Origin of the sequence: Pyxidicoccus sp. MSG2, from assembly GCF_026626705.1 — a bacterium.
Taxonomy (GTDB): domain Bacteria; phylum Myxococcota; class Myxococcia; order Myxococcales; family Myxococcaceae; genus Myxococcus.
This window is the reverse complement of the sequence record NZ_JAPNKC010000001.1, coordinates 8590753-8614585: the sequence shown is the minus strand read 5'-3', so window position 1 is coordinate 8614585 and position 23833 is coordinate 8590753. Positions and strand designations below refer to the sequence as shown.

The window sequence follows — 23833 nt, the reverse complement described above, 5'->3', positions numbered from 1 at the left end:
GGGACGCGTCAAGGTCGTGTCAAACTATTCCCCGGATTTGAACGTTCCGTTCACGGAGAACTGACACCCTGCGTCACAGTCGTCTCGGGAGGCTGTCAGGGCCGGCGCCGGGGCTGAGGCGGCGCCGGTGAGAGGGCCAACCCGCCGGGTCAGCTCACGGCGCGGCGGGGCTCCGGGGTGACGACGGGGACGGGGGCCACGGCGGGGGCGTCGGTGATGCCGGCCTCGTCGCGGGTGGCCAGCGCGAGGATTCGCTCGGTGAGCTCCGCGAAGTCCAGGCCGCCGTGGGCGGCAATCTTCGGCAGCAGGCTGGTGGGGGTGAAGCCGGGCAGCGTGTTCACCTCCAGCACCACGTCGTTCTCCGTGTCCGAGCAGAGCAGGTCCACCCGGCCGTAGCCGCGGCAGCCCAGCGCACGGTACGCGGCGAGCGCCAGCGCTTCGACATTGGCCACACGCGTCGGCGACAGCCGGGGCGGAACGAAGTAGCGGGCGCCGCCCTTGTACTTGGCCTCGTAGTCGAAGCCCTCGCGCGGGGTGGCAATCTCGCAGCTGCCCAGCACCGTGTCGCCGAGGATGCCCACCGTCACCTCGCGGCCGGCCACGAAGCGCTCCACCAGCGCCTCGCCGCCGAAGCGGCACGCCTGCGCCACCGCGGGGGCGAGCGCCTGGGGCTCGTGCACCAGCGCCAGCCCCACGGAGGAGCCGCCGCAGGCGGGCTTCACCACGCACGGGAAGCCCAGATCACCGTGCAGCTCCAGCGCGCGCGCCGCGTCGTCGCGGCCCACGCGGTAGCCCTGGGGCGTGGGCAGGTTGTGCAGCCGGAAGAGCTTCTTCGCCATGGGCTTGTTCATGGCCAGCGCCGAGGCCAGCACGCCCGAGCCGGTGTACGGCAGCTCCAGCAGCTCCAGGAGGCCCTGCACGCGGCCGTCCTCGCCCATGCGCCCGTGCAGCGCGACGAAGGCCACGTCCAGCTCCGCCGCGCGCAGCGCCCTGTCCAGGCCGGGGCCGGCGAAGATGCGGGTGACCTGGTGGCCGCGCGACTCCAGCGCCCCCACCACGGCCTCTCCCGTCTTGAGCGAAATCTCCCGCTCCTCGCCCCACCCACCCATCAGAACTCCAACGCGCTTGCCCATGTCGATGATGCCTCCTGGACACGGGACAGAGCACGGAGGATGCCAACCCCACCGCGTCCGGGCCGGAACGGACGGACCGCGTGGGTTTCCCCTCGGAACAAGGGGTTGGGCGGACGCCCGGGCAGGCGGGCAGGCGTGGGCGTCAGGACACGGCGCGGCCCCGGGGACACGGGGCCGGGACTGTAGAAAGTCCCGTCCCCGCGCGCGGGCTCAGCGGCCCGCGTCGGTGCCGGCGTCCCCGGTGGTTCCGGCGTCCCCACCGGTACCGGCATCCGCGCGGGTGCCGGCATCGCCGGTGGGGGTGCCGTCGGAGACGCACGCGTCATCCTTGCAGACGTAGCCCGGGAGGCACTGATTGCGCTCGTCGCAGGGCTGCCCCTCCTCGTCGAAGTCGAGGAGCAGGCTGCACGCGGACAGTCCCAGGCAGAGGGCCGCGAGCGGAACGAGGGAGTGAAGGGAGCGGCGCATGGCTAGTAGTTCCGGAGATCGTCTTCGTCGAGTGCGGGCTTCTTCTTCTTCTCCTCTTCCTTCTTCCGCCGCTCCTCCTCCTCGCGCTTGCGCTTCTCCTCCTCCGCGCGCTTCGCCGCCGCCTCCTCGTCCTTCTTGCGCTGCTCCTCCAGCTCGCGACGCTGGCGCTCCACCTCTTCACGGCGCTTGCGCAGTTCCTCCTCGCGCTGGCGCGCTTCCTCCTGCGCGCGCTTGCTGTCCGTCGGGCGCGCGGGCGGCTCCTCCTTCGGCGGCGGCGGCGAGGGAGGGGGCTTCGAGGGCGGAGGCGTCGTCGAGGGCGTGGCCTTCGAGGGCGGGGGCGGCATGGGCAGCGACTCGCTCTTGGGCTTCGTGCTCGCCGGGGGCGGCGGCATGGGCAGCGCCTCGCGCTTCGTGTCCTGCGGGGACGACCGCGCGGGCGGAGTGGCGCGCGTGGGCTCGGCGGGGCTCACCGGAGCAGGGGCCTTGCTGCTGCTGCTTCCACCACCACCGGCGAAGGCGAAGTAGCCACCCAGGCCCGCGGCCGCCAGGCCCGCGATGACGCCGACGTCCGCCACCAGCGCGTACGTCTTGCCGGTGTCCTTCAGGTCCTTGGCGCGCGCGCTGTTCTGCGGGGCGCGGCGGAAGTCGTCCTCCTTCGCGGAGGCCTCCATGCCGAAGTAGACGCCGCCGGCCACCATGGCCACGCCGGTGGCCATCAGCACGTAGCCCAGGGTGCGGCGCGTGGCGCTGCCGCCCGAGAAGTGCGTCACCGGCTTGCCGCCCTGGCGGGGCGCGTCGACGGACACCAGCCCCGTCAGCAGCGCCTCCGAGCCCGCGGCCATGCCCTCTCCGCGCGGCACCGTGGCCAGCGCCCAGGCCTGGTTGTGCCCGTCCGCCACGTCCAGCCGCAGCGCCGTCACGTCCAGCGGCCCCGCCCCCGCCCCGCCCCGGACGAGCAGCGCCAGCACCTGGGACACCCCGGCCAGCGTGCCCAGCTCGCGCAGGGCCTTGTCGCGGTCCGGGCCCTCCGGCTTGCGCGCCGCCTTCTCGGTGGCCGTCTGCAGCGCCTTCTGCGCCGCCACCGGCTTCAGGGTGAGCACCGTCTCGCCCTCGCGCGCGCGGCGCTGCGCCAGCGCGTAGCCAGGCGCCACCGCCGTCACGTAGTGGTCCGCGGGCGTCAGGTCCGTCAGCGACACCGGCGACACGCCCCGGAACTCGCCGTTCACGTACACCGGCGCGACCACCGGCTCCGTGCGCACCGACAGCGACGTCTTCGCGGCGGCCAGCGCGGACTTGCGCTCCTTCTCCACGAAGGCCATCTCGTCCGGCGGGAAGAAGTTGGGCGAGAACTGCGCCCGCGGGTCCATCGCCAGCACCGAGCGGATCTCCAGCTGGGCCGCCGTGTTCTCCCCGTTGGCCACCTGCGAGGCCGCCTTCATCACCCGCGCGCGGATGAGCTCGCCGAAGTGCCAGGACAGGTCCCCCGCCTCGTACGCGCGCACCGCCTTGTCGAACTGCTGGAGCGCCTGCTGCGTGTCCAGCTCGTCGTAGGCCTTCTGGCCCTCCTTCATCGCGGCGGCGGCGGCGGCCGCGCTGGCCTCGCGCTCGCGCCGGCCGCTCGTGTCCAGGGCATCCGTCAGCCGCACCAATTCCAGTCGGCCGGAGCGCACCACCGCCTGCTCCGCGAAGTGCGTCAGCCTGGCCGCTTCGGTTCGGGCCGCCGCGTCCAGCGGAATGGCCACCACCGTCACCGTCGGCCCCGTGGAGGCGGCGGCGAGGGTCCGGGGCACCAGCCGCACGGGCATGGACGACTGCGCCGCCGCGGGCCCTACCGCCAGCAGGCCCACCAGCCACCCGCTCAGGGCCACTTGCAGCGCCCGAACGCTCGAAGGTCGCATCACTCGTTCACCCATGGTTCGTTGCGCATCAAACGGAGTACGCGGCGAAATGCAAGCGGGAACGAGTCATCAGCGACCCGACGTACGCGCCGGCACACGCGCCGGGGCCAGCCCATGGAGGTACTCGAGCGCGACCTTCAGCGGGTAGTCCTTCAGCGCGGCGGTGACGTCCCAGTCCTTGAGGCCCTCGGGCAGCCCGTGCGGCGCGGCGGCGGGCGTCTCGGTGACGGCGGTGGGCTCGGCGCGGAAGTGGCGCTGCAGGTCCTTCTCGCGCACCACGTCGCGCGGCGTCTTGCCGCCCGGCTCGTCGGGGACGAGGTAGTCGGGGGTGATGCCGCGCTCCTGGATGCTGCGCCCCTTGGGCGTGTAGTAGCGGGCGATGGTCAGCTTCAGGCCCGAGCCGTCCTCCAGCTCAATCACCGTCTGGACGCTGCCCTTGCCGAAGGTCTGCGTGCCCATGATGGTGGCGCGGCCGTGGTCCTGGAGCGCGCCGGCCACGATTTCGGACGCGGAGGCGCTGCCCGCGTTGACCAGCACCACCACGGGGTAGTCCTTCTCCGTGTCGCGGTCCTTGCTGCGCTCCTCGGTGGCGTTGCGCCCGTCGCGCCCGCGGGTGGAGACGATGGGCAGGTTGCCCGGCAGGAAGCGGTCGCTCACCGCCACCGCCTCGTCCAGCAGGCCGCCCGGGTTGTTGCGCAAGTCCAGCACCAGCCCGCTCAGCTCCTTCCCGCCGTTGAGCGCGCGCAGCCGGTCCAGCTCCTTGCGCAGGTACAGTCCCGTGCGGTCCTGGAAGTTCTTCACCTTCACGTGGCCGATGCCGCCGTACAGCGAGCCCTCCACGGAGATGATGCGGATGTGGTCGCGGATGATGGCGATTTCGCGGGGCGCGCTGAAGCCCTGGCGCATGATGGTGAGCAGCACCCGCCCACCCGCCGGCCCGCGCATCTTCTGCATCGCCCGGCCCACGTCCATGCCCTGCGTGGACTCGCCGTCGATGCCGACCAATTCGTCGCCGGCCTTGATGCCCGCGCGCGCCGCGGGCGTGTCGTCGATGGGGGCCACCACGACGATGCGCTCACCCTTGCGCGCGATTTCGATGCCCAGCCCGCCCCACTCTCCCGAGGTGTCTATCTTCATCTCCCGGAACACCTCCGGGGGCATGTAGACGGTGTGCGGGTCCAACGTCTCCAGCATGCCCTGGATGGCGCCCTGGACCAGCCGCTCGCGGTCCGGCGGCTCCACGTAGTTGTTCTCCACGTAGGAGAGCACCCGGGCGAAGAGCTCGAGCTGGCGGAAGGTGGCGTCGTCGCGCTCGGCCCGCTCCGCGCGGCCGGTGGCGGCGGGCGCGGTGGCGGCCCGGGCGCCGTCCTTCGTCTTCTCGTCGGCGGCCGAGGGTCCGGTCAGGAGGAGGAAGGCGGCCAGCGCCGCTCGCCAAGGCTGGGGGAGACCCGTCACGTCGGTACGTCCTTTCCCGGGAGGGAGGCGAAGGAAGGCCGAGTCGGAGTCTACACCCGGCCTCAGAGCCCGGACGTGTCGGCGAAGCGCACCAGGTGCGACACCAGCTCGTCTGGACGCTCGAGCTGCGGCACATGGCCGAAGCCGTCCACCACCTGGACGCGGGCGTGCGCCGGCAGGTGGGCGCGGTACCACTCCAGCGTCACCGAGGGGAGCAGTCGCTCGCTGCCGCCCCACAGGAAGAGGACGGGCATGGCCAGGTTGCGGACCTTCTCCGGCTCCAGGCTGGCGCGCGTGGCGAGCGCCTCGGCGGTGAGCGCCCGCACCGTGGGCGTGTCGTAGAAGCGGCGCAACTCGTAGGCGAACAGCAGCGCGGGCAGCGGCGGCCGGTGGAACAGCCTCCGGGTGAAGGCACGCGCCTCCGCGGGCGAGCGTACGACGAAGGAGTTGAGCAGCGCGGTGTTCTCCGCCTCCGGCAACGCCGCGCCCGCCGGGGCCACCAGCGCCAGCGCGCGCACCCAGCGCGGGGACTCCGCCGCCAGATTCACGGACATGGCCCCGCCCAGCGAGTTGCCCACCACGAAGGCCGGCTCGCCCACCACCTGCTCGACGTAGGCGCGCAGCACGTCGAACTGGTTGCGCACGCACAGCTCGCCGCCGCAGTACTCCGTCGAGAAGCCGTGGCCCGGCAGGTCCGGCGCCACCACGCGCGAGAAGCGCTTCGCCAGTCCGAAGAAGGTGCGCCCGAAGCCGTTGGCCGAGCCGCCCAGCCCGTGCACCAGCACCACCGGCGGCCCCTTGCCCTCGCCCTTCAGCGAGTAGTGGTGCAGCGCCTGCCCCGCCACGTCCACGGTGGTGGACTCGACGCCACGGGCCACCAGCATCCGCCGCATCACCTTCTGCATTCCGCCCATCAAGTCCATGCGCCTGCCTGCTCCTCGCAAGGGGGGGATGCAGCGAAGGATAACAACCTCCGGATTATTTTGCCGCAATGCGTCAGAAACCAGGAGCCCGCCAGGACGCCGGGTCCACGGCCTGGCCCGGCAACGAGCGGCCATCATTTCTCCAGACCGAGCACGATGAGGTTGTGCATGTAGGTCAGGCCACACTGCGTGCACGCCAGCAGCAGCATGGGCACGGTCTTGGTGGGTACGCTCGTGTTCTGCCTTTCACTCACGGGCGTTCCCAGCAGCCGCAGGGCCGTCGCGGTCCAGTCGGTGCCCCCGCACCTGCCACAGGGCCCCAGCGCCCCCTCCTTCTTCTTGAGGAACTCCACCGCCTTGAGGGTGATGTCGTCGTTGAGCTGGTCCAGGGTCTTCGTTCCCATGAGCGGCCTCCACCGTGCGCACGAATCGAACGGGATACTCCAGCCCACGGCGTTTCATCCGCAAGTCAGGGCGAAGGGGCCAGCCACGGCGCCGGGTCCACGGCCTGTCCGGCCCGGCGCACCTCGAAGTACAGGTAGGCGCCCTTGAGGGAGCCGGTGTCCCCCACCTCGCCCACCGCGTCGCCCGCGGCCACGGTGGCGCCGAGCTCGGCCGCTATCGTGGCCAGGTGGGCCATGAGGGTGTGGAAGCCGTCGCCGTGGTCCAGGATGAGCAGGTTGCCGTAGCCGCGCAGCGAGCCGGCGTAGGCGACGGTGCCCTCGGCCACGGCCAGCACGGGCGTGCCCGCGGCGGCGCGGATGTCCAGGCCCTTCTGCACCGTGACGGTGTTGAAGCGCGGGTTGACCACCTTGCCGAAGCCCACCTCGACGACGCCCTTCACCGGCCGGGGCAGCTTGCCCTTCAGCGCGCCGAAGCCGTGCGTGGCGGGCAGTTCCTTCAAGTCACTCACCACGCGGGTCAGCTCCGCGTCCGCCTGCTCCAGCTCGCGCACCGCGCGCTTCGCCAGCTCCGCCTCGCCGGCCAGCGAGCCGACGACTTCCTCCAGCGCCTCCTGCTGCGCGCGGGCCAGCTTCTCCTGTTCCTGGAGGAAGGCCACGCGCGCGGACAGCGACGTCTGCAGGCGCTTCAGCTCGCGCGTCGCCTGGCGCTGCAGGTGGGCCACGCGCTGCACGGCGCGCAGCAATTCCAGGTCGCCGGACATGCTGGCCTCCAAGGCCCGGGCGCGCCACACCAGCGCGGCGAAGTCGTCCGCGGACAGCAGCACCTCCAGCGGCCGGCGGCGCATGAGGCGGTAGAGCGTGCGCAGCCGGGGCGACAGCCGGCGCAGTTGGAGCCGCAGCGCCTCGCGCAGCACGGCCTCCTCGCGCTCGGCCAGAATCACGCGGCGGCGGAACACGGCCAGGTCGCCCTCCAGCGAGCGCACGCGCCGCCGGGAGAAGGCCGCCATCTCCTCCATCAGCTCCACGCCCTCCAGCACGGAGAGCTTCTTCGCCTCGATGAGCGCCAGCGTCGCGCGCTGCGTGGCCAGCTTGTCGCGCAGGGCGGCCTGCTCGGCCTCCTCGTGCGCTTGCGCGGACGCAGCGGAGGCCGCCAGCACCAGGGCCAGCGGAAGGTGGAGGAGCGCCCGCCTCATACCCGCAGGAAGCGTCCCACCGCGACGAAGCTGCCGCCCAGGCCCAGGCCACACCCGGCGCCCACCAGCTCCAGCGCCAGCCGCGGCTCCACCCACGGCGCCGCCACGCCCGGCCCCAGGAGGAACGCGAACAGCGAGCCCAGCGTGGGCCCCAGCACGTGCCCGAAGGCCCACAGCCCCAGCAGCGCCACGCCCGCGCCGAGCAGCCCCTGGAGCAGTCCCTCCAGCAGGAAGGGCGCCTTGACGAAGCGGTCCGTGGCGCCCACCAGCTTCTGGATTTCAATCTCGCCGCGCCGCGCGTAGATGGCGAGCTGCAGCGTCGCCGCGACGATGATGACGGTGGCGCCCAGCACCACCGCGAAGGCCACCAGCGCACCGAAGCGCAGCGCCCGGGCGATGGCGGACAGGCGCTCCACGGCCGCCTCGCCATAGTCCACGCCCGACACACCCGGCAGCGCGCGCAGCTCCTTCGCCAGCGCCTGGAGCGAGGCCGGGTTGCGCTTCTCCGGGGGCACGCGCAGCTCCAGCGTCGCGGGCAGCGGGTTCTCCGGCAGCTCCGCCAGCGCGTCGCCCAGGTCTCCCAGTTCCGTGCGCAGCCGCGTCAGCGCGGCGTCCGGGGGCACCAGCGTCACCTCGCCCGCGCTCAATTCCAGCACGCGGGTGTAGACGCCGTGCACCTCGTCCTCGCCCAGCTCGGGGGCCAGGTACACCGTCACCTCCACCTCGCCGCCGAGCGACGCCAGGAGGTTGTCCAGCACCCGCGCCGCGCCCCGGGCCATGCCCGCGGAGAACAGGGCGATGGCGATGGTGGTGACGGCGATGAAGTGCACGAAGGGCGAGTGCCGCAACCCCACCGCCGCCGAGCGCCAGAAGTACCGCGCCTTCGCCGCCACGCTCATCCGGCCACCATCCGCCGCGCCGCCTTCACGCCGTCCTCGTCGGAGACAATCTGCCCGCGCTCCAGCCGCACCGTGCGCTTCTGGTAACGCGCCAGGAGCGTCGCGTCGTGCGTGGCCACCATCACCGTGGTGCCGCGGATGTTGACCTGGGTGAGCAGGTCCATGATTTCCACCGTGAGCGCCGGGTCCAGGTTGCCGGTGGGCTCGTCCGCCAGCAGAATCGTCGGGTCATTCACGAGCGCGCGCGCAATCACCACGCGCTGCTGCTCTCCACCCGACAGGCGCAGGGGGAACGAGTCCGCCTTGTGCTCCAGCCCCACCAGCTTCAGCATGCGGCGCACCTTCTCCCGGGCCTCCGCGCGCGGCACGCCGAGCACGTCCAGCGTGAAGGACACGTTGTCCTCCACCGTCCGGTGCGGCAGCAGCTTGAAGTCCTGGAACACCACCCCGATGTTGCGCCGCAGGTACGGCACCGCGGACTCGCGGATGCGGGCGATGTTGCGGCCGCCCACCAGAATCTGCCCCTTGGTGGCCTTCTCCGCGCAGAAGATGAGCTTGAGCAGCGTCGTCTTCCCCGCGCCGGAAGGGCCGGTGAGGAAGACGAACTCGCCCTTCTCCACGTTGAGGTTGATGTCCGAGAGCACCGGCGGGTCGCCGGGGTACGCCTTGTAGACGTGGAAGAACTGAATCATGGCGCGCGCGGGAGGGTCGCCAACCTACCACGGCCGGGCAGAAGCGCCCCACGCACGCCCGGCGAGAGGGCGGGCTCTCCCCTCCCACCCGTGGCGCCACCTGTGCGAGCGTGGCGGGCCATGAGCCAGCGGGCCGCTCCGCGTACGACAACCGGACAGTGGGTGGGGCGCATCGCCGGGCCAGCCGTGGCCGCGCTCGTCTACTTCATCCCCTCCGGGCTGCACACGATTGAAGGCATGGGCCACCGCCCCGCGGCCGCCGCCGCCGTGGCCGCGTGGATGGCCCTCTGGTGGTTCACCGAGGCCGCCCCCATGGGGTGGACCGCCCTGCTCCCGCTGGTCCTCTTCCCCGCCCTGGGCGTCTTCGGCGACACGAGCGTCGTGGCGGCGGTGGGCCACTCCGCGCAGCCCTTCGTGGACCCGTACATCTTCCTCTTCATGGGCGGCATGGCCCTGGGCGCCGCGCTGGAGCAGTGGGGCCTGCATCGGCGCATCGCCCTGCTCATCATGCACGCCATCGGCACCGGGCCCCGGCGCCTGCTGTTCGGCATGCTGGCCGCCACCGCCGCCGTGTCGCTCTGGATTTCCAACACCGCCACCGCGGTGATGATGGTGCCCATCGGCATGGCGCTCGTGGCCCAGCTCGAGGCCGCCGAGGGCCGCCGGCTGCGGCACTTCGGCGCCGCGCTGATGCTGGCGGTGGCCTACGGCTCCAACATCGGCGGCATCGGCACCAAGATTGGCTCGCCCACCAACTCCGTCTTCGCGGGCGTGGTGTCGCGGCGGCTGGGCAGCGAGGTGGGCTTCATGGAGTACATGGTCGCCGCCCTCCCCTTCGTCCTCATCTTCCTTCCCATCGCCTGGGCGGTGCTGTGGCGCTGGGGACGCAAGGACGCGCTGGGCCCCGGCCAGGGCGGGGACGTCATCGCCAGCGAGCTGGCCCGGCTCGGCCCCCTGTCCGGCGGCGAGCGCGTGGTGGGCGGGGTGTTCCTCACCGCGGCGGTGCTGTGGATTTTCGGCGACCCGCTGCGCGCCCTGCTGGCCCCGCTCGTGGCCAGCGCCTTCGACGGCTTCAAGCTGGCCGGCAAGCACTATGAGGCGAGCGTGGCCATGGTGGGGGCGCTGGTGCTGCTGGCCCTGGGCCGGCTGTCCCTGGCGGCCCTGCGCAGCGTGCCCTGGGACACGCTGCTGCTGCTGGGCGGTGGCTTCGCGCTCGCGGCCGGCATCGAGGCGAGCGGCCTGTCCGCCTGGCTCATCACCCGCCTGTCCGGACTGGAGGCCCTGCCGGCCCTCGCGCAGCACGGCGTGGTGTCCACCACCACCATCCTGCTGTCGGCCATCGCCTCCAACACCGCCACCGTCAATGTCATGCTCAACGTGCTGCCCGCCTCGCGGCCGCTGATGGCGGTGAGCACCTTCGCCGCCTCGTGCGACTTCGCCCTGCCGGCGGGTACGCCGCCCAATGCCATCGTCTTCGGCAGCGGGTACGTGCGCCTGCCGGTGATGATGAAGGCGGGGGTGCTGCTGGACGTGCTGGCCGCCCTGGTGCTCACCCTGTACGGGGCGACGTGGGTGCGGTGGGTGCTGCCGTAGTCTGCCGCCGAGGGCCCGCAAGCCCCTGACCTGACTCACGGAGTCCAGGGCTTGTCCAGGCTCTGTCCAGACCCGTACCGCGGGAGGGGCGGTGCTACTGCTCACCCTCGCCGGCGAGGTAGCTGAGGATGACCTCGTCGAGGCTCTTCTCGGAGATGAGGTCCTCGCCGAAGAGGGTCTCCACGCCGACCTCGTTGATCTTCGGCTTTTCCTTCATGGCGCGCGCGGCGGCCACTTCCGGGGGCAGCGCCGCCACGGCGGGCACGACGGGCGCCTGCGGCAGCGGCTGCGGCGGGGCCATGGACTGCCCCGGCTGCATCTTCACGGGCGCCGAGTCCGTCTCCAGCTGTCCGGGCTGGTAGCTGCGCGCCGTGGACTCGAAGGTGTCGTACACACCGTTGATGAGGTTGCGCAGCATTTCCTTATGCTGCTCCTCCATCAACTCGCGCACGACCTCCGACAGGTTCTCCGCGTTGAGGATGTCCGCATAGGACGTCTTCTTCGACGCGAGGATGTTCCCGCCCACGAACAGGTGGGTGATGATGTGGGGGTTGTTGACGCCCGAGTCCTCGGTCTGGACGTGGTAGACCTTCCCCTTGTGCTTGATGTTGTGGTTGAAGCCGGTGACGGCTTTCTCGAAGGTTTTCGTCATCGCCGAGGCGGCGGAACGTACCAGCCGCATCCCCACGACACAAGGTAAGCGTGACTGTGTTCGGCGCCCGCCTCCGTGCGCCTGCCCGCCGGGCGCGAAGCAGGCCTTCGCGAGCCCGTCACGCGCCCCTGCCCGCGCCCACCAGCCGTGCGAGCCCTCGGGAACTTGCGACCCGTCCGTTGAAAAGCCGAAAGGGGCTGGGGTACGTACAGAACCGGATGAAGAAAAACGAGATCGAGAACAAGGTGCGCCAGCAGGACGCCCAGGTGCTGGCCCAGGGATACTCGCCCGCCATCCGCGCCATGGAGATCAGCTCCATCGTCGCGTTCATCTCGCTGGAGCTGGCGCTGGTCTACCGGCTCTGGGGCAGTGCCTACACGGGCACATGGCTGCTCTTGAGCGCGGTGCTGCTGGGCTACCTCGCCGCGGACTTCGTCTCCGGCTTCGTCCACTGGATGGGCGACACCTGGGGCTCCACGAAGATGCCGCTGCTGGGCAAGGCCTTCATCCGCCCGTTCCGCGAGCACCACGTGGACGAGAAGGCGATTACGCGCCACGACTTCGTGGAGACCAATGGCAACAACTGCCTCATCTCCATCCCCGTGGCCATCATGGCCGTGGCCATGCCCATGACCGGCCCGGGCTGGGTGTTCGCGTCCGCGTTCCTCGGCGCGATGATCTTCTGGGTGATGGCGACCAACCAGTTCCACAAGTGGTCGCACATGGACGCGCCGCCGCCGCTCATCTCCTTCCTGCAGCGCGTACACCTCATCCTGCCGCCGGACCACCACCGCATCCACCACACGGCGCCGTACAACAAGTACTACTGCATCACCGTGGGCTGGCTGAACTGGCCGCTGCAGGTGGTGCACTTCTTCCCCCTGGCGGAGCGGCTCATCACCTGGGCCACCGGCCTGCTGCCGCGCCAGGACGACATCGGCGACGAGGCCGCCCTCGCGCTGGTGGAGGCCCAGGTCGCCACCGAGGCCCCCGTCGTCCAGGTGGCCAAGGAGCTGCTCACCAAGGCCACCGAGGAGACCGCGGCCCCCGTCTCCACCCGCCCGTCGGCCTGAAGCCCCGGGCGGTACGGCCCGGGTGACGCCGCCTTCGCAACGAAAGCGAGGACGTCACCCGGTCCGCTTCAGAAGGTCAGGTCCACCTGCTCCGCGGCGGGGATGGGCCGGCCGAGGAAGCGCGCTCCCACCTCGACGAAGCGCTCCGGCACGTCGGTGACGTAGTACGCGTGCGTGGGCGCGGTGTGCGCCGCCGAGGCCAGGCCGCCGCGCTCCGCGAGCAGCGCCGCCACCGCCTCCGCCGTGGCCTCCGCCGAGTCCACCAGGGCGACTGCCGGCCCCACCACCTCCGCGATGACGCCCTTGAGCAGCGGGTAGTGGGTGCAGCCCAGCACCAGCGTGTCCACACCGTCGCGGGCGAACTCGGACAGGTACTCGCGCGCCGTGAGGAAGGGCACGTCGCCCGTGGTCCACCCCTCCTCCGCCAGCGGCACGAAGAGGGGGCAGGCGCGGGCCTTCACCCGCACCCGCGGGTCCGCGGCCTCGAGCTCGCGCTGATAGGCGCCCGAGCGGATGGTGCCCGGAGTGCCGATGACGCCCACCCCGCCGCCCCGGGTGCGCCCCAGGGCCGCGCGCGCGCCGGGGGCGATGACGCCCACCACCGGAATCGGCAGCGCCGCCTCCAGCGCCGGCAGCGCCACCGCCGAGGCGGTGTTGCACGCCACCACCAGCAGCTTCACGCCGCGCTCCAGGAGGAACTCCGCGTTCTTCAGCGAGTAGCGCGTCACCACCTCGCCGGACTTGGTGCCGTAGGGCACCCGCGCGGTGTCCCCCAGGTACACCGTGCTCTCGTGGGGGAGGTGGGCCATGAGCGCCTTGAGGACTGTCAGCCCTCCGACACCCGAGTCGAACACGCCAATGGGACTGTGGCTGCCTTGCCGCATGTGCCCTGTCCCTATCACGTTTGATGCCAGCCCCCGCGCCCCCCCCGGAAACGACGAAGGGCCGGGGCACCCCGCCCCGACCCTCCGTTCACCTCACGACCAGGCAGGCTGACTGCCGGTAACCGTTACAACCGGATGAGCGGCACCGGGAGTGAGGCGTTCGGCCCGGGGAACTGGTGGGCCACCACGTCGAGGAAGGGCCCGTTGTCCGGCGACAGGAACTCGCGGCCGTTCGAGGCCTGCGCGTACATCTCCACCTTGTAGCGACCCGGCCGCAGGAACTCGTACACCACCGGGGCGTCGTTGCAGCCGTGGGCGTCGCCCATGATTCCGTACACCAGCTCGTTGGTGAAGGCGTCGCGGAAGTTGATGCGCACCGTGGTGATGCCGGCCTGCGCGCACGTCAGCGTCTGGCTGTTGGCGACGATGTCCCAGCGGATGGAGGCCCCGCCAATCGCCCACATGGAGGCCGTGTGCGAGGTGGGCGTGCCGGACTGGGTGTTGATGGTGCCGCTGTAGTAGTACCAGGGGTCGCCATTCCTATCGACGGCGACGAACTCCAGCGAGTGCGTGCCCGGGTCCAGGTACGGCGTCTTGACGCTGTTGGCGCCGTAGCCCTGCGCGCAGTCCAGACGCGTCCACTCACCGTCGTCCACGCGGACGTCCACGGAGGCGATGCCGGCCTGGTTGCAGTTGGGGCTGGAGCTGACGTTGTTCGGCGGGAACAGCCAGCTCACGTAGGCGAACGAGGGCGGCGTGCCCGTCGGCGTCATGTCCACGCTCACCGTCACGTCGCCGTCCACCCGGAAGGTGCCGCTGGCGACATAGAGCTGCTCGTTGGAGTAGCTCACCGCCTCGATGGTGAAGCTGTAGACGCCGGGCGCGAAGTCGTGGAGGACGATGCCGTCGAAGCCGTTGGCCTGGCAGGGATAGCGGCCGTCGTTCTCGAGGATTTCGCCGGGGATGTCGATGTTGACGCCCTTGATGTCGCGGTCCTCGTCGCAGCGCAGCCCGCCGAACGTCCAACGGAAGGTCGCGTCGCCCGGGTAGTCGGGCGTGTCGTCGTGGATGATGCAACCGGGTGCAACCGCCGCCAGGCAGAGGAATGCGACCAGCAGTCGGGAGTTCATGGGGAACCTTCGTGGGGTGGTAGGTGTTCGGCCCGTTACAACCTCTCCGGACGGCCACCCTCGGGAATTATTCACCCACGACCGCATGCTGCTTCAAGCAACCGGGCGTCCCTCCTTTGTTTGACCCTGTTGGATCGGAGTGTTACGGCCTGCACCCCATGACGCCCCACCTACCCCTGGCGCTCGGCGCCATGAACTACGTGGAGATCATCCGCGACGCCTCCTTCATCGAGCTGGCCGTGCTGCTGCTCCTGATGGGCGTGTCCGTGGCCTCCTGGGCCCTCATCGCAATGAAGGCCGCCCAGCTCACGAAGGCCCGCGCACAGTCTCTCACCTTCCTCGACACCTTCTGGAAGGCCTCGCGCCTGGAGGCCATCTACCAGACGGCCCAGAAGCTCGACGGCTCGCCCCTCTCCAAGGTCTTCTGCGCCGGCTACGAGGAGCTGAGCAAGCTGGCGCAGTCCAAGGAAGGCGGCGCCGAGGGCGCCATGGCCGAGCGGCTGGGCGGAATCGAAAACGTGGAGCGGGCGCTGAACCGCGCCTCCACCGCGCAGATCACGGAGCTGGAGAACCGGGTGTCCTTCCTGGGCACGGTGGGCGCGGCGTCGCCCTTCGTGGGGCTGTTCGGCACCGTCATCGGCATCCTCAGCGCGTTCAACCAGATTGCCGAGCAGGGCAACGCGACGCTGGCCACGGTGGCCGCGCCGGTGGGCAACGCGCTGTTCGCCACGGCGGCGGGCCTGTTCGCGGCGATTCCGGCGGTGGTGGCCTACAACTCGTTCGTCAGCCGCATCAAGGTGTTCGACACGGAGATGGCGAACTTCTCCGCGGACTTCCTCAACATCATCAAGCGGCACTTCTTCCGCTAGGCGAGGACTGCCATGGGAATGGGCGGAGGCAACCGCGGCGGTGGCCGCACCACCATGAGCGAGATCAACGTCACGCCCATGGTGGACGTGATGCTGGTGCTGCTCATCATCTTCATGGTGACGGCACCCCTCATCCAGCAGGGCGTGAAGGTCAACCTGCCGGAGACGAAGGCCGCGCCGGTGGAGGCCACCGAGAAGAAGCTGGTGCTGTCCATCGACGCCGGGCGCAAGGTCTACATCGGTGACGCCGAAGTGGCGCTGGAGGAGCTGGCGGAGAAGCTGACCGCCAATGCCAAGGCCCAGGCCGACAAGGAAGTCTACCTCCATGCGGACCGCGACGTGCCGTACGGCGTGGTGGTGGAAGTCATGGCGGCGGCACAGCGCGCGGGCATCAACAACGTGGGGATGATCACGGACCCTTCGGGTGGGGCCAAGACGTCCAACGAGAAGAAGGGCAAGTCGAAGGAGGCGAAGCGCTAGCCCATGACGGACTCCGCGGTGGCCCACAGCCTGCTCGTCTCGCGTCCCACGCGGCTGTCGCGCTTCGTGGGGGCCTCCGTCGTGGGGCACATCGCCGTGCTGCTGGCGGCGGTGCTGTACGCACGCTTCGCCTCCGGCCCGAAGGTGGACCTGGAGGCCCAGCCCATCCGCGCCTCGCTGGTGCGGCTGGGCAAGCCCAGGGACTCCAAGCTGCTGCCGCGCAAGGAGCAACCGCCGCCTCCGCCCAAGCAGGTGGACGCGCCCAAGCCCGCCCCGGACGCGCCGCCCCCGCCCTCGTCGGCCGCGGTGGCGGTGCCCATTCCGGGCGTGAAGCCCGAGCCCTCTTCCGCTCCGAAACCCACGCCCGTGAAGGGTGAGACGTCGGGCGAGGACCGGCGCAAGCGGCTGTTCGGCGCCTTCGACAAGACGGCCAAGGCGGCCGAGCCCGAAGATGCCGAGGGCGCCGAGGACGGCGACCCGGACGGCGACTCGGCCACCGCCGAGGGCGAGCGCTACTTCGGCCTGCTCCAGTCGCAGGTGCGCCGGCACTACAGCGTGGCGGACACCATCCCCGAGTCCGAGCGCCTCCACCTCAAGGCCATGGTGGCGGTGCGCCTGGGCCGCGCCGGCGAGGTGCTGGACGTGAGCCTCACCAAGGCCAGTGGCAACGACCTCTTCGACTCCGCCGTCGTCACCGCCGTGCGCAAGGCGGCGCCGTTCTCGCCTCCGCCGGACCACCTCAGAGACGCTCTGCAGAAGAGCGGCGTCAACCTGGTGTTCAACGCCCTATGAAAGCCCTGCTCCTTTCCCTGGTCCTCCTCCCGCTCGCGGCGCTCGCCCAGGCGCCGACGATTGAAATCTCCGGCGCCAACTTCCGCCCGCTGCCGGTGGCCGTGCCCGCGCCGGTGACTCAGAACGAAGGCGGCAAGAAGCTGGCGCCCGCCTTCGACACGGCGTTCAGCTTCGACCTGACCGCCTCCGGCATCCTCCAGGTGCTGGACCGCAAGGGCTTCACCGCGGACGCGACGGAGGGCATGACGGCCGGCAGCATCAACTTCAGCCGCTGGGCGGACGTGGGCGCCGAGGCGCTCGTGAAGGTGTCACTGGCGCAGGACGGCGGCGTGCTGCGCGGCGAGATGCGCCTGTTCAACGTAGGCACCGGCCGTGAGGACCTGAAGGTGTCCAAGGACGCCCCGGCGGACAACGCGTCGCTGCTGGCGCACCGGCTGGCGGACGCGCTCTACCGGCACTACACCCGCGAGCCCAGCCCCTTCCTGTCTCGCATCACCTACGTGCGCAAGTCCGGCCAGAATCGCGACGTCGTGGTGTCGGACTGGGACGGCGGCAACGCGCAGTCGCTCACCAAGGGCGGCATCAACATCCTCCCCGCGCTGACTCCGGACGGCGCGCAGGTGGCCTTCACCACGTACCGCAAGAACCGGCCGGACATCTTCGTGCAGAAGCCGGGCGGTGAGGCGCGCTCGCTCGTGGCCGAGGGGCAGATGGCCACCGGCGCGGCGTACTCGCCGGACGGCAAGCGCCTGGCGTATGCGCTGGCGGACGGGGAGAGCGCTCAAATCTACGTGGCCAACGCGGACGGCAGCGGCGCCAAGGCCGTCACCGACACGCCCTACGGGCTCAACACCAGCCCCGCCTGGTCGCCGGACGGCAAGCGGCTCGCCTTCGTGTCCAACCGGGGCGGCAGCCCGCAAATCTACGTGATGAGCGTGGACGGCTCGGGCGTGCGCCGGCTCACCTTCCAGGGCAACTACAACCAGACGCCGGACTGGTCCCCGCGCGGTGACCTCATCGCCTTCACCGCGCGCGACGAGCGCAACGCCTTCGACCTCTTCACCGTGAATGTGGAGACGGGCAAGGTGACACGCCTGACGCAGGACCAGGCCAACAATGAGGAGCCGGCCTTCTCTCCCAACGGGCGGCTCATCGTCTTCACCTCTTCGCGCAACGGCGGCTCGCAGCTGTTCGTCATGACGGCGGATGGCAACAACCAGCTCCCCCTGCGCGCCGAGAAGGGCGCCCTGCAGACGCCCGACTGGGCGCCCCTCGCGGAGTAGGCCCCGGTGGTGGCATCGGGCCCCCGTGGGTGGGGGGTCCGGTGCGCCCCTCGACGCCGGGGTGGAGAGCGGGTGTAGCCTTCCCGCCCTCCGCTTCCGCTCGAGGTCGCCGTGATGAAGCCCGCTTCCCTGCCGTGGGTTGCCGCCGTGACGTTGCTGGTCGCCTGCGCCACCGTCCCGCCGCCCACCCCCGCGCCCCCGCCGTCCGTCACCTACACCTCGTTCGGTGATGCCCAGCTGTCGAAGGACGCGCACGTGGTGCAGCGCTATACGGGCGACTACATGAAGCGGAACCCGGGCACGCGCACCGAGAACCGCCTCGCGCGCATGCGCACTCCTCCGGGCGAGGAATTGCCCGTGCGCGTCCTCATCGACGCGCTGCCCGAAGGCATCGAGTCCCGTGAAGGCAGCCTTCGCGTCTCCGAGGGCGCTCCCCATGTGCTGCTCGGGTCCGTGGTGCTGCGCGCGCCCCGGGCCTTCGCCATGTTCCGCGAGGAAATCGTCGAGGAGCTGAAGCACCTCGCGCTGGAGGCCGGTGGCAATGTCGTCGTCGTGAGCTTCCTCGGGGGAAACCAGCAGGAGGCGCCCGGTGCCACCAGCTACGTGCTCAAGTCCGACCTCTCGCAGGTGGACTTCCGGAAGAGCCGCCCGGGCAAGCTGCCCGTGGAGATCTGACGGCGCGGCGGCAGGCGGGGTGGCCGCCCTGCGAGCGCGCCCCATCTCCGCGCGTTGACAGGGGACGCCGCGTCGGGTCGAGTGCCCGCACATGAGCGCCTCCCTCCGCACGCACTGGAGCCTGGACCCCGAGGTCCTCTTCCTCAACCACGGTTCCTTCGGCGCCTGCCCCACCGCCGTGCTGCAGGCGCAGTCCGAGCTGCGCGCGCGCATGGAGGCCGAGCCGGTGCGCTTCCTCCACCGCGAAGTCGAGCCGCTGCTGGACGCGGCCCGCGAGGCCCTGGCCACCTTCGTCGGAGCGGACGCGGACGACCTGGCCTTCGTCCCCAATGCCACCTCGGGCGTCAACACGGTGCTGCGCTCGTTGCGCTTCGCCCCCGGTGACGAGCTGCTCACCACCGACCACGAGTACAACGCCAGCCGCAACGCGCTGGAGTACGCGGCCTCGCGGTGGGGCGCGAAGGTGGTGGTGGCGAAGCTGCCCTGGCCGATTCCGTCGCCCGACGCGGTGGTGGACGCGGTGCTGGCGCACGTGACGCCGCGCACGCGCCTCTTGCTGGTGGACCATGTCTCCAGCCAGACGGCGGTGGTGATGCCGGTGGCGCGGCTCGTCGCCGCCCTCCGGGAGCGGGGCGTGGAGACGCTGGTGGACGCCGCGCACGCGCCGGGCATGCTGCCCCTGTCCCTGCGCTCGCTGGGCGCGGGCTACTACACGGGCAACTGCCACAAGTGGATGTGCGCGCCCAAGGGTGCGGCCTTCCTCCACGTGCGGCGCGACTTGCAGTCGGAGCTCAAGCCGCTGGCGGTGAGCCACGGGCACAACTCGGGGCGGACGGACCGCTCGCGGTTCCGGCTGGACTTCGACTGGACGGGGACCCTGGACCCTTCCGCCGCGCTCTGCGTCCCGCACGCGATTCGCGTAGTGGGTGGCCTGCTACCCGGCGGCTGGCCGGCGGTGATGCAGTCCAACCGGGAGAAGGCGCTGGCCGCGCGCAAGCACCTGTGCGCCCGGCTGAAGGCGGAGCCCGACTGCCCGGAGGAGATGGTGGGCAGCATGGCGACGGTGCGGCTGCCAGACGGCTTCCCCGTCCCCCCCCAGCCGCCGCTCTACGTGGACCCGCTCCACCTGCGCCTCTTCGACGAGCACCGCATCGAGGTGCCCATCGTCCCCTGGCCGAAGGCGCCCGCGCGTCACGTGCGCGTCTCGGCGCAGCTCTACAACACACACAATGAGTACCAGGCCCTGGGCGATGCTTTGGAAGCGCTGCTGCGTTGAGTAGGCTCCCGCGCATGCCGCGTTTCGCCACCATCGACGTCGGAACCAACTCGGTGCTGTTGCTGGTCGCCGAGCGCACCCCCGAAGGCCGTTTCGAAGCCGTGCGCGAGCGCGCGGAAATCACCCGCCTGGGACGAGGCGTGGATGCAACGCGACGCCTGTCCCCGGAAGGGATGGAGGCCACGCTGGCGGTGCTGGAAGCCTTCGCCCGCGAGGCGCGCGAATTGGGCGCACAGGACATCGCCGTGTCGGCCACGAGCGCGGCACGCGACGCGGAGAACGGCGCGGAGTTCCTCGAAGCGGCGAAGACGCGCGCGGGCGTGACGGTGGAAATCATCTCCGGCCAACTGGAGGCGGAGCTGTCCTTCGCCGCCGTCCACGCGGACTTCGCGTCGGAGGCGGCCGGCCCGCTGCTGGTGCTGGACATCGGCGGCGGCTCCACGGAATTCATCTACGGCAACCCCGCCGGGCATGTGGACTTCCGGCACAGCTTCGACGTGGGCGCCGTGCGGCTCACGGAGCGCTTCGTGCGCTCGGACCCGATGAGCGCCGAGGACCGCGCCCGCATCGAGGCGCACCTGCGCGACACCTTCAAGTCGCTGCCGTCACCGCCGCCCGGCGCCGTGCTGGTGGGCGTGGCCGGCACCGTCACCACGCTCTACGCCGTCGAATACGGCATCGACCCGTATGACGCCGAAGAGGTCCACGGCGGCACGATGTCGGTGTCCGAGCTGGCGGCGCTGGCGGACCGGCTGTGCGAGATGCCGCTGGAGCTGCGCCGCACCCTGCCCGGAATGCAGCCCAAGCGCGCGGACGTGATTTCAGCGGGTGCGCTCATCCTCCTCGAGTCGGTGAAGGCGCTGGGCCTGGACGCGTGCCGCGTGAGCGACAGGGGCCTGCGCTGGGGACTGCTCGCGCACCGCTTCGGAGCCGGAGCCACCTCGAAATGACCGCCTCTTCCGCCACGGCCTCGCCGGCGGTGCCCACCGCGCCCGCGGCGAACGCCGGCTTCGCGCTGTTCATCCTCACGCTCATCAACCTGGTCAACTACCTCGACCGGTACATCGTCGCGGTGGCGCTGCCGGACATCCAGAAGGAGTTCGGCATCAACGACACGCAGTCCGGCCTGCTGGGCACCATGTTCATGGTGGTGTTCATGCTGGCCTCGCCGCTGGGCGGCTACCTGGGGGACCGGTACCCCCGGAAGCTGCTGGTGGCGGGCGGCGTGCTGCTGTGGAGCCTGGCCACCGGGGCCAGCGGCCTGGCCACGTCGTTCATCACGCTGCTGGTGGCGCGCTCGGTGATTGGCATTGGCGAGGCGGGCTATGGCGCGGTGGCGCCGAGCATCATCTCGGACCTGTACCCGCGTGACATGCGCACGCGCATCCTCGCGTTCTTCTACACGGCGATTCCGGTGGGCGTGGCGGCGGGGTACGGGCTGGGCGGGTGGCTGACGGAGCGCTACTCGTGGCACGTGGCCTTCTACGTGGGCGGCGTGCCGGGGCTGGTGCTGGGGCTGATGGCCTTCTTCATGCCCGAGCCCCAGCGCGGCGCCATGGACGGGCCGGACGCGCAGACGAAGATGCCCTTCCTCGTCGGACTGAAGGGGCTGGGGAAGAACCCGGCGTTCTGGGCGGTGACGGCGGGCTACACGCTGATGACGTTCTCCATCGGCGGGCTGGGCTTCTGGATGCCCACGTACCTGGTGCGCGAGCGGGGCATGGCCCAGGGCGACACGGGCACCACCTTCGGCGCGATTACACTCGTGGCGGGACTGGTGGGGACGCTGGTGGGCGGGTGGCTGGGCGACAAGCTGGACCGCAAGCGAGAGGGCGGCGGGCTGTGGATGTCAGGCGTGGGGCTGCTCCTGGCGGCGCCGGCCATGTACCTGGCCACGAACATCCAGAGCACCGTCTTGACGTTCGCGGTGATTGGCGTGGCGCAGTTCCTCATCTTCCTCAACAGCGGTCCCATCAACGCGGCCATCGTCAACTGTGTGCCGCCCGCGTTCCGCGCCTTCGCCATGGGGCTGAACGTGCTCTTCATCCACATGCTGGGCGACGCGATTTCCCCGACGCTCATCGGAAGCATCGCGGACGCGTACAGCCTGCACACCGCCATCGAGCTCAATGCCCTGCCCGTGCTGCTGGGCGGCCTGGCCCTGCTGGTGGGTGCGAAGATGTTCCGCGAGGCCGTGCCGCGCGTGCGGTGACGTCTCAGGGCGCCACGGGGGTGGCCGTGCCTTCGAGCTTCGGCCGGTACTCACCGGCCAGCCGCTCCACCTCCGAGGCCAGCCGCTCGCCGTCGGCGAGCAGCAGCGTCTTGAGGCGCGCGCGATTGCCCAGGGTGAAGAACACGCGAATGTCGCGCTGGAGCGACTCCCAACGCTCGGCGAAGTAGAGGGTGAAGAGGGCCAGGGGTGGCACCGCGAGGAAGGTGGCCACGCCCCAGGGCACTCCGGCCCACCACCCCGCCACCACCGTGAGCGCGCCCCACCACACGAGGGCCACCACGAAGGCGGTGAGGAACTTCACCGTGGCCTGCACGTCCAGTTCCGTCTTGCGGCTGGCGGTGCGGGGCAGCTGGTACGGAAGCCAGAACAGCACCACCCCGAGCGCGAACAGCGGCAGCCCCAGCACCAGCGCGAGCAGGTTCTTCGCGACGAAGGGCACCACGTTGCCGGGCCGGTACACGAGCGCGAGGTCCTCCGGCCCCGCCGCCTGCACCAACTCCATGCGGTGCTTGAAGGCAGCGAGGTGGGCGCGGATGCCCTCGAAACGCTCGGGCTCCTGCGCACGGAAGAGTTGCACGCCGCGAGCCCACAGGCGCAGCCGCTCCGCATCCAGCGCCCCACCCTGCTTGAAGGCGTAGAGCTGCTCGGCGAGCTGCACCAGCGGCAGGTCCGTCCACTGTTCCAGGTTGAGCGTGACGGCGCGCAGTCCTTCCGCGATGCGCTCGGTGAGGCCGCGCACGGCGTCGGGTTCGGACGCGGCATCCTTCGGGACGAAGGACTGCACGTCGATGGCGGGACCCACGTCGATGAGCACCTCGCTGCGGAAGACGTGCTTCTCCGCGTAGGTGAGGCCCACGGGGACGATGCGGACGGGGGCACCCTCCTTCGCCGCGTTGAGGGCAATGCGCGCCGCGCCGGTCTTCAGCTCCGCGAGCCCGGGTTCCGAGTGGCTCTTGCCCTCGGGGAAGATGGTGATGGCGCGGCCGTGCACGAGGGCGCCCTTGGCTGCGTCCAGGGTCCCTTCGTTGCCGCCCATCTTCGAGGGGTCATCCTGCTTGCGGTACACAGGCAGCGCGTCGAGGCCCCGGAGCAGCCAGCCGATGACGGGCATCTTGAACAGCGGCGCCTTGGCGAGAAACGTCACCTTGCGGCGCGTGAGGATGAACACCAGTGCGGGGTCGATGAGCCCGTTGGGATGGTTGCCCACGAAGAGCACGGGCCCTTCCGGCTCCGTCGCCGGGGCATTCACCTTCACCCGGTAGAAGAGCCGCAGGAACAGCGCGACCACCGCACGTACGCACGCGTAGAACACGGTGGGGACTGTAGCGCAGGGCGGGACGACATTCCCCCGGAGCGACCAACTGCCACGGCCCCAGCCTCTTGCTTGAGTGCCGATGCTACGCTGAGGAGCATGCGCGCATGTCTGTGGGTGGCACTCTGGTGCGTGTGGCTCGCAGGCTGTGCCAGTGGCTCACGGCCACTCCGACAGAGCGTAGGCCCCGGACCGGGGCCGGGTTGCGCGAGTTCGCTGGACTGCTCTTGCAAGAACGGTTCGGAAGCGGCCTGTGAGCAACTCGGGACGGCACCCAAGACGCCCAAGCCGAATGCACCCAAGCCACCGAATCCGGGCCCAGTCATTCCGCCCCAGGCAGCGGAAAGTCCAGAGAGTGAGGGCGACGGCAAGCCCTATGACCGCTGCAATGACCTGTACACGAAGTGCATGGAGCAGGCGAAGGTGGCGAACCGCCGGAACTCAGGTGACTGGGGAGGAACCGTCTGCCAACAGTGCCTCGCGCTCTGCAGGGACCGTGGATACTGGCCGACCAGG

General features: G+C 70.8%; 23 protein-coding genes. 10 read left to right on the top strand and 13 right to left on the bottom strand.

Going from position 1 to position 23833, the window contains the following annotated elements; all coding sequences use genetic code 11:
* Window positions 1–149 precede the first annotated feature (149 nt).
* The 9 genes from OV427_RS33645 to ftsE form a co-directional block, all read right to left on the bottom strand.
* Window positions 150–1133: a D-alanine--D-alanine ligase gene (locus OV427_RS33645; RefSeq protein WP_267860306.1), complete on the bottom strand. Its 984-nt coding sequence runs from the start codon at window positions 1131–1133 to the stop codon at window positions 150–152.
* Between the two features lie 210 nt (window positions 1134–1343).
* Window positions 1344–1601: a hypothetical protein gene (locus OV427_RS33640; protein ID WP_267860305.1), complete on the bottom strand. Its 258-nt coding sequence runs from the start codon at window positions 1599–1601 to the stop codon at window positions 1344–1346.
* A gap of 2 nt (window positions 1602–1603) precedes the next feature.
* Entirely contained in the window at window positions 1604–3499 is a 1896-nt protein-coding gene (locus tag OV427_RS33635) for a PEGA domain-containing protein (protein WP_267860304.1), read from the bottom strand.
* 69 nt (window positions 3500–3568) lie between these two features.
* Window positions 3569–4954 carry a S41 family peptidase gene (locus OV427_RS33630; RefSeq protein ID WP_267860303.1) on the bottom strand — a complete coding sequence of 462 codons (1386 nt, stop codon included), beginning with the start codon at window positions 4952–4954 and terminating at the stop codon, window positions 3569–3571.
* Between the two features lie 62 nt (window positions 4955–5016).
* Entirely contained in the window at window positions 5017–5877 is an 861-nt protein-coding gene (locus tag OV427_RS33625) for an alpha/beta fold hydrolase (protein ID WP_267860302.1), read from the bottom strand.
* A gap of 134 nt (window positions 5878–6011) precedes the next feature.
* A complete protein-coding gene (locus tag OV427_RS33620; RefSeq protein WP_267860301.1) occupies window positions 6012–6281 on the bottom strand; it encodes a hypothetical protein in 270 nt (89 codons plus the stop codon).
* 65 nt (window positions 6282–6346) lie between these two features.
* Window positions 6347–7474: a murein hydrolase activator EnvC family protein gene (locus OV427_RS33615; protein ID WP_267860300.1), complete on the bottom strand. Its 1128-nt coding sequence runs from the start codon at window positions 7472–7474 to the stop codon at window positions 6347–6349.
* Window positions 7471–8373 carry a cell division protein FtsX gene (locus OV427_RS33610; protein ID WP_267860299.1) on the bottom strand — a complete coding sequence of 301 codons (903 nt, stop codon included), beginning with the start codon at window positions 8371–8373 and terminating at the stop codon, window positions 7471–7473. The genes OV427_RS33615 and OV427_RS33610 overlap by 4 nt, the downstream gene beginning before the upstream one ends.
* Window positions 8370–9065, bottom strand: coding sequence for a cell division ATP-binding protein FtsE (gene ftsE / locus OV427_RS33605; protein ID WP_163995335.1), 696 nt, complete (start codon window positions 9063–9065; stop codon window positions 8370–8372). Before ftsE ends, OV427_RS33610 begins: the two co-directional genes overlap by 4 nt.
* 120 nt (window positions 9066–9185) lie before the next feature.
* On the opposite strand from ftsE, the gene OV427_RS33600 reads away from it, so the two are divergent.
* Window positions 9186–10658, top strand: a complete 1473-nt coding sequence (locus tag OV427_RS33600) for an SLC13 family permease (RefSeq protein ID WP_267860298.1) — start codon at window positions 9186–9188, stop codon at window positions 10656–10658.
* A 94-nt stretch (window positions 10659–10752) separates the two neighbouring features.
* Here OV427_RS33600 and OV427_RS33595 read toward each other — a convergent pair whose 3' ends face one another.
* Window positions 10753–11310: a nickel-dependent hydrogenase large subunit gene (locus OV427_RS33595; protein WP_163995544.1), complete on the bottom strand. Its 558-nt coding sequence runs from the start codon at window positions 11308–11310 to the stop codon at window positions 10753–10755.
* Window positions 11311–11528: 218 nt separating this feature from the next.
* Between OV427_RS33595 and carF the strand changes: the two genes are divergently transcribed.
* Window positions 11529–12383 carry a plasmanylethanolamine desaturase gene (gene carF / locus OV427_RS33590; protein ID WP_267860297.1) on the top strand — a complete coding sequence of 285 codons (855 nt, stop codon included), beginning with the start codon at window positions 11529–11531 and terminating at the stop codon, window positions 12381–12383.
* Between the two features lie 68 nt (window positions 12384–12451).
* On the opposite strand, the gene murI is transcribed toward carF, so the two are convergent.
* Together murI and OV427_RS33580 are read right to left on the bottom strand one after the other, a co-directional pair.
* Window positions 12452–13267: a glutamate racemase gene (gene murI / locus OV427_RS33585; protein ID WP_267860296.1), complete on the bottom strand. Its 816-nt coding sequence runs from the start codon at window positions 13265–13267 to the stop codon at window positions 12452–12454.
* Window positions 13268–13392: 125 nt separating this feature from the next.
* Window positions 13393–14397, bottom strand: coding sequence for a hypothetical protein (locus OV427_RS33580; RefSeq protein ID WP_267860295.1), 1005 nt, complete (start codon window positions 14395–14397; stop codon window positions 13393–13395).
* Window positions 14398–14555: 158 nt separating this feature from the next.
* Between OV427_RS33580 and OV427_RS33575 the strand changes: the two genes are divergently transcribed.
* The 8 genes from OV427_RS33575 to OV427_RS33540 all read left to right on the top strand — a co-directional run bounded on the left by OV427_RS33575 (window position 14556) and on the right by OV427_RS33540 (window position 21984).
* Entirely contained in the window at window positions 14556–15266 is a 711-nt protein-coding gene (locus OV427_RS33575) for a MotA/TolQ/ExbB proton channel family protein (RefSeq protein ID WP_163995340.1), read from the top strand.
* A gap of 12 nt (window positions 15267–15278) precedes the next feature.
* The gene (tolR, locus tag OV427_RS33570; RefSeq protein WP_163995341.1) at window positions 15279–15746 is read left to right on the top strand and encodes a protein TolR; all 468 of its coding nucleotides are present in this window, start codon (window positions 15279–15281) and stop codon (window positions 15744–15746) included.
* 3 nt (window positions 15747–15749) lie between these two features.
* The gene (locus OV427_RS33565; RefSeq protein WP_267860294.1) at window positions 15750–16538 is read left to right on the top strand and encodes an energy transducer TonB; all 789 of its coding nucleotides are present in this window, start codon (window positions 15750–15752) and stop codon (window positions 16536–16538) included.
* Window positions 16535–17821 (top strand): Tol-Pal system beta propeller repeat protein TolB, encoded by a 1287-nt coding sequence (gene tolB, locus OV427_RS33560; RefSeq protein WP_267860293.1) that lies wholly within the window; start codon window positions 16535–16537, stop codon window positions 17819–17821. The genes OV427_RS33565 and tolB overlap by 4 nt, the downstream gene beginning before the upstream one ends.
* 114 nt (window positions 17822–17935) lie before the next feature.
* Entirely contained in the window at window positions 17936–18496 is a 561-nt protein-coding gene (locus tag OV427_RS33555; RefSeq protein WP_267860292.1) for a hypothetical protein, read from the top strand.
* Window positions 18497–18587: 91 nt separating this feature from the next.
* Window positions 18588–19772, top strand: coding sequence for an aminotransferase class V-fold PLP-dependent enzyme (locus OV427_RS33550; protein ID WP_267860291.1), 1185 nt, complete (start codon window positions 18588–18590; stop codon window positions 19770–19772).
* A gap of 14 nt (window positions 19773–19786) precedes the next feature.
* Complete coding sequence (locus tag OV427_RS33545; protein WP_267860290.1) at window positions 19787–20722, top strand: Ppx/GppA phosphatase family protein; 936 nt, start codon at window positions 19787–19789, stop codon at window positions 20720–20722.
* Entirely contained in the window at window positions 20719–21984 is a 1266-nt protein-coding gene (locus tag OV427_RS33540) for a spinster family MFS transporter (protein ID WP_267860289.1), read from the top strand. The genes OV427_RS33545 and OV427_RS33540 overlap by 4 nt, the downstream gene beginning before the upstream one ends.
* Before the next feature lie 4 nt (window positions 21985–21988).
* On the opposite strand, the gene OV427_RS33535 is transcribed toward OV427_RS33540, so the two are convergent.
* Window positions 21989–23317, bottom strand: coding sequence for a lysophospholipid acyltransferase family protein (locus tag OV427_RS33535; protein ID WP_267860288.1), 1329 nt, complete (start codon window positions 23315–23317; stop codon window positions 21989–21991).
* Between the last annotated feature and the right edge of the window lie 516 nt (window positions 23318–23833).

Coding starts and splice junctions, on each gene's coding strand:
- OV427_RS33635 (WP_267860304.1), bottom strand. CDS start 3,499: ATGCGACCTTCGAGCGTTCGGGCGCTGCAAGTGGCCCTGAGCGGGTGG.
- OV427_RS33555 (WP_267860292.1), top strand. CDS start 17,936: ATGAAGCCCGCTTCCCTGCCGTGGGTTGCCGCCGTGACGTTGCTGGTC.
- ftsE (WP_163995335.1), bottom strand. CDS start 9,065: ATGATTCAGTTCTTCCACGTCTACAAGGCGTACCCCGGCGACCCGCCG.
- OV427_RS33600 (WP_267860298.1), top strand. CDS start 9,186: ATGAGCCAGCGGGCCGCTCCGCGTACGACAACCGGACAGTGGGTGGGG.
- carF (WP_267860297.1), top strand. CDS start 11,529: ATGAAGAAAAACGAGATCGAGAACAAGGTGCGCCAGCAGGACGCCCAG.
- OV427_RS33550 (WP_267860291.1), top strand. CDS start 18,588: ATGAGCGCCTCCCTCCGCACGCACTGGAGCCTGGACCCCGAGGTCCTC.
- OV427_RS33565 (WP_267860294.1), top strand. CDS start 15,750: ATGACGGACTCCGCGGTGGCCCACAGCCTGCTCGTCTCGCGTCCCACG.
- OV427_RS33620 (WP_267860301.1), bottom strand. CDS start 6,281: ATGGGAACGAAGACCCTGGACCAGCTCAACGACGACATCACCCTCAAG.
- OV427_RS33540 (WP_267860289.1), top strand. CDS start 20,719: ATGACCGCCTCTTCCGCCACGGCCTCGCCGGCGGTGCCCACCGCGCCC.
- murI (WP_267860296.1), bottom strand. CDS start 13,267: ATGCGGCAAGGCAGCCACAGTCCCATTGGCGTGTTCGACTCGGGTGTC.
- tolB (WP_267860293.1), top strand. CDS start 16,535: ATGAAAGCCCTGCTCCTTTCCCTGGTCCTCCTCCCGCTCGCGGCGCTC.
- OV427_RS33645 (WP_267860306.1), bottom strand. CDS start 1,133: ATGGGCAAGCGCGTTGGAGTTCTGATGGGTGGGTGGGGCGAGGAGCGG.
- OV427_RS33580 (WP_267860295.1), bottom strand. CDS start 14,397: ATGAACTCCCGACTGCTGGTCGCATTCCTCTGCCTGGCGGCGGTTGCA.
- OV427_RS33625 (WP_267860302.1), bottom strand. CDS start 5,877: ATGGACTTGATGGGCGGAATGCAGAAGGTGATGCGGCGGATGCTGGTG.
- OV427_RS33575 (WP_163995340.1), top strand. CDS start 14,556: ATGACGCCCCACCTACCCCTGGCGCTCGGCGCCATGAACTACGTGGAG.
- OV427_RS33545 (WP_267860290.1), top strand. CDS start 19,787: ATGCCGCGTTTCGCCACCATCGACGTCGGAACCAACTCGGTGCTGTTG.
- OV427_RS33595 (WP_163995544.1), bottom strand. CDS start 11,310: ATGACGAAAACCTTCGAGAAAGCCGTCACCGGCTTCAACCACAACATC.
- OV427_RS33615 (WP_267860300.1), bottom strand. CDS start 7,474: ATGAGGCGGGCGCTCCTCCACCTTCCGCTGGCCCTGGTGCTGGCGGCC.
- OV427_RS33610 (WP_267860299.1), bottom strand. CDS start 8,373: ATGAGCGTGGCGGCGAAGGCGCGGTACTTCTGGCGCTCGGCGGCGGTG.
- tolR (WP_163995341.1), top strand. CDS start 15,279: ATGGGAATGGGCGGAGGCAACCGCGGCGGTGGCCGCACCACCATGAGC.
- OV427_RS33640 (WP_267860305.1), bottom strand. CDS start 1,601: ATGCGCCGCTCCCTTCACTCCCTCGTTCCGCTCGCGGCCCTCTGCCTG.